This is a genomic window from Vibrio zhanjiangensis, assembly GCF_030161235.1.
In the GTDB taxonomy this organism is placed as follows: domain Bacteria; phylum Pseudomonadota; class Gammaproteobacteria; order Enterobacterales; family Vibrionaceae; genus Vibrio; species Vibrio zhanjiangensis.
Genome location: NZ_BSPW01000095.1, coordinates 1 through 4,871, shown reverse-complemented (window position 1 = coordinate 4,871; position 4,871 = coordinate 1). Strand labels below are relative to the sequence as shown.

Annotated in this window: 3 protein-coding genes; all 3 read right to left on the bottom strand. The window is 36.9% G+C overall.

Annotated features, from left to right (window positions below):
- Window positions 1-32: 32 nt before the first annotated feature.
- On the bottom strand, window positions 33-1,256 hold the full coding sequence (locus QQK21_RS20345) for a PKD domain-containing protein (protein WP_284193998.1): 1,224 nt from the start codon (window positions 1,254-1,256) through the stop codon (window positions 33-35).
- Between the two features lie 477 nt (window positions 1,257-1,733).
- Complete coding sequence (locus QQK21_RS20340; RefSeq protein ID WP_284193997.1) at window positions 1,734-3,572, bottom strand: M60 family metallopeptidase; 1,839 nt, start codon at window positions 3,570-3,572, stop codon at window positions 1,734-1,736.
- 733 nt (window positions 3,573-4,305) lie between these two features.
- The gene (locus QQK21_RS20335; RefSeq protein WP_284193996.1) at window positions 4,306-4,797 is read right to left on the bottom strand and encodes a GNAT family N-acetyltransferase; all 492 of its coding nucleotides are present in this window, start codon (window positions 4,795-4,797) and stop codon (window positions 4,306-4,308) included.
- Between the last annotated feature and the right edge of the window lie 74 nt (window positions 4,798-4,871).

The window sequence follows — 4,871 nt, the reverse complement described above, 5'->3', positions numbered from 1 at the left end:
CATAAGCTGGATCAACCACTTAAGGAATTAGTTTATGTGTCCAACCATTGGGGTCCACTTCTGTCGACCACTGTATTGATTTTTAAACCATCAATAATAGACAGCTGATCAAGATCGACACTAGGCTTAACAGCGAATGACAACTCATAAGGTTGGTCGTTAGACAAGGTAATGACTGTTGGTAAAGCCACGGGTTGATAATTTCCTTCAAACTCAACCCACACTTGGTACTCACCTAAGTTCAAATTATCCAGCGTTAATCCATTTTCAGCGTTCAATTGATATGAGAAACGCTCACCGGACAACCGAGAGACTAAAACCAACTGATATTTGTCCGAAGGCTTTAGTCCGCTATTGTTCGTGTCAATATCAATGACTATGGAACCGGGAAGTTTCGGAGGAAGCACTGCCTTACCTTGCACCAACGTGATGTCTGTTGCAGCTTCCTGACCATCACTCACTGTTAACTGAAATACAAACTCTGTATCATTGGTTAACTCTGGTAAAACAAATTGTGCCTGAGCTAAATAAGCATCTTGAATTGTAACACTAGGTCCTGACTTTTGTTGCCAAAGATAAGTTAAGCTATCCATGTCGGCATCCGTTGACATAGAACCATCAAGTATCACTCGGTCGTTGGGAGATTGGATAGTCTGGCTTGGGCCCGCATCAGCGACTGGGGCATGATTCTCTGACTCTCCTTTTAACCCCAGCACTATCACTTCATCAACCGATGAATAAACACCATCATTAACGGTTAGACTGAAACGAAACTCAGTATCCTTACTCAGCACAGGTAAATTAAATGTTGCCTTTTTCCAATATTGACCACTATTAAATTTAATCGTTGGACCAGAAGTTTGCCGCCAACGGTATTTAAGTGAGTCACCGTCTGGGTCATAAGACGCCGAACCATCAAGAGTCACTACAACTTCTTCTTTAAATGAGGAGAGAACGTGAAAATCATCACCTGCTATTGCTAAAGGGGCTTTATTTGAGTGTCCTGAAATACATTCGTTTGAATCCAATATAGGTAACCAAGGATGAGTCCCCCACCCCTGTTGATTTGATGCCGTAGGTCCATTTGGATCTGGTTCGTTATAAGATCCCGCCCACCATTTTGATTTAAACAATGTTTGTTTATGACATACATAAGCTCCCCCAGAGTAATTTTTCTGTTCCCACTCTGGAGCCGCAAGTAGCTGTGATGAATATATCCCCACAACTGAAATAAATATTTTAGTTATTACTTTCACTCGCTTTTCTCCTTATCGAGCGCACTAAAATCAATATAATCTCTTATTTAATTAAATAGAGAAATTTAAATATAAATATATGATTAATACTCTATTCAGATGCAGGCATTATTTATCAAAAAGATAAATTTAACTTAAAAAAATTAAAATAATAAAATAAAACTGCACCTAAAGATGGAAAACCAACATCCAGCCTCACTAAACCACCATGATGAAATGAACATATCCATTTGATTTTAAATCACAATATAAAAAATATTGATTGAAATGCTCAAATACATGCGAGTGATGATTTCCCATTGAATCAGTTTTATAAATTGTAATTTTCTACTTATAGAAAATAAGATAGATGATAAATAATATCTAAGTTAAAAGTTGATAATAGATTTTCTATAAAATCGACAAATATACCCTATAGTAGAATAGTTAGCTACTTATCGATTTTATTATTTCATTTTTAACTTATTGACAATAAATCTATCTGTCAATGCTTAACTTATACTTAATGTTTTTATCCCTATTTTCCCAAATAGGTAATTGCATATTTTCAAGTCCCATATTTTTAATCTTTTCCTTTGTATCGCTGTTGGCTATAAGCCCCCACTTTTCAAAGAAAGGAGTAAGATCATAGTTGCTAGCCACACTAGATTCTATAATAAATCTTTGTATTTTTTGTTCATTACTAAGATTATAGTTGTACATTGAATTATTTCGATAGTTAGTGGCTATACGTTTATAGAAGTCCTCACCAAATGTTAGATCGAGCTGCCAAAACATCCCTAACTTAGCCCAAACACTTAATGAACTAAAATCCCTATTGGTACGATTTAAATATGGGAATATTTCATTATCCCATGTATTACCGGACTCCAATCTAGATTCCAACCCAAACTTACGCTGAATGAACAAGGAGGTTAAGTTTACTGTTACCTCGGTTAGGCCAGACCATGTGAATGGCCTTACTTGCATATGATGACCCAATTCATGCCAAGGTCCCCAAGAACTGATAACCGCGTTATTGACTGTAAAAATACTCTTCAGACCATTGCTTGAACAAGCCATTAGTCTCCATGCCCACGCATTCAGCGAGCCTGCACATTTATCCTCGTTAATGACACCCTCTGGAGACAATCCATCGACATAATGAAATTTGTGCAAAATCTTTCTATGAGGGCTATTTCTATCCGTTGACGTTATCCCATATTGCTCTTGTGACCACTCAATAACTTTATCCCAACCAACCAATAATTCTTTAGGACCTTGCTCGGAGATATAATTAACCGCAGGGTACTTCTTAGCAGTGATCATAGTATTATTGCCGACAAGCTCGATATATGGGATATCACTATATTCATTAAGCATCCTTTCCCAATCGGAATTATCATTTTTATTTATATCAAACCTAGCAAAAGGAGAACCACCTGAAATTAACTCTATCGTTATGTCACTTGATTGCTCGATAGCATCATAGTAGATATATAAAATGCCACTTTTATTTACTTCTATTTTATTTAGACCCTTTGACAAAGAATGCTTTTCTGCATGAGAAAACTTGTACGTTCTGTCATCAGGTAAAGAAATAAACAGCTTAGGAAGGGTTGAACTATTCCCATTGGAAATGTTGAGCGACACATCAAGCGTTTCACCTTTTTCCACCCAAAATCCTGTGGACTGCAGGGGTGTAGGTTCAAATCCACGTCTCTGTTCATTTTTGATATAACTGCCTTTACCCGGCTGTTCAACATGTATAGTCCGAGTCACAAGCTCGTTGTCGGCTATATAAGAGACAACAACCTGGTCCTGAGATGTCGTTTTCCCATCGCTAACTGTTAGCTTAAACGTATACTTCTCATTGTTTCCAAGATCTGGAATAGACACAGAAGCATACTGGGAATACTCGTTTTTAACGCCTAACACAGGACCAGATACTTGTTGCCAATGATAAGTGAGGCGGTCGCCATCTTCGTCGAATGATCCAGAGCCATCAAGAGTGATCACTGTGCTTGGTGAGTGAACTTTAATATCCTTACCAGCATTCGCAATGGGTGCTCGATTGTTGCTGGTTGTTATGCATTCTTTGGCGTCGAGAAGAGGCAACCAAGGTTGATTTCCCCATCCTGACTGATTTGATTTTGTTGGTCCATTTGAATCCGGTTCATTATAGGGTCCAGCCCACCACTTAGACTTAAATAGTACTTCTTCATGGCACACATAATTTCCACCAGAATAACTCTTTTGCTCCCATTGCGGCGCACAAAGCAAAGGTAAAGAATATATACTAACAAGAGATAAGCATATTTTTGTTTTAATCTTCACTAATTTCTCCTTCGTTAAAAAGTGAAAACTTGGATGTCAGTAACAATAGATAGAATCAAATAAGTTAATGAAACCAAAGAATTCTGTTGTTTATCCCGAGCTTATAACTCAATTTAAATACAAAAATAGCACAAAAAACATAAAGTAAAATATCACTCATCTGGAAGGTAGAATGTTTCATAAAAATATCAACAACACACAAAAGAAAAAATATAAAGATGTTGTTTTTAAAGGAGTTTTATACAAACAAGGTACGATAAATTCAGATATCACCACATGTAAATAATATTATTAGCAGTTTTAAACTTCTAATAAAAACATAATAAAATTCATGACAAATAAATCACTAATGATAATCAATGTTAACTATAAAAATTATGAATGATTCAATATTTAAAAGGAGGTGACTAATTACACTCCTACGAGTAAAGAATTAAAATATCACACATTTTAGAGCATAAATACTAAAGATAGGATACATAATATGTATCTCATAAAATAGTGACCGACACACTTGATAGCAACGAAGGCTCATTACGAATGAACAACTATTAAAATATGGGTAGATAAATAGTCACTATGTAAAGCAATGGTAAGATATCCCTATCTACTGAACTGCCTTTATCACTATCACTTTGATCAGAAGATCCGTATGAGTTTGTCACTCAGCACAAATAAAAAAGGCCTGTATCGACAGGCCTTTTATTCAATATAGGTTAAAAGAATCCCAGCACTATAGCTGTTTGAGCATCCATACATCACAGCCACTGTGTACAGTGCCTAAAAGTGGAGATGATAAATGCTCAAAACCCAAGCTTTCATAGAGCTTAATGGCCTGAGACATATTCGATAATGTGTCTAGATAGCACTGTTCAAAACCTTGTTGCTTGGCAAACTCAAGGCATTGTATCGACAACTTCTTACCTAGGCCCAACCCTCGGCTTTCTTTGAGTAAAAACAGCTTCTTGAGTTCGCATATCTTCCCATCTTCTGCAAATGGGGCAATACCACATCCACCGACTATCTCATTGTTTAGAAGTGCAACAAGATACAAGGATTTCGTATCCAGTGAGTAATATTGACTCATGTTGGATACTTCCGCATCTGAAGGGCCAAAACCTTCTCCAACCGCACCATATTCTTCACCCACTCTTTTAATGATCTCGCATATTGCCGCATCATGCTCGGGGGAAACTTGAACAATGTCTAGCTTTGGGTTACTCATATTACTTCCTGAATGTGATCACCAAGCGATTCTGTCGTACCTTAATTACCAAGCGACTTTGTCATTACGTTAAC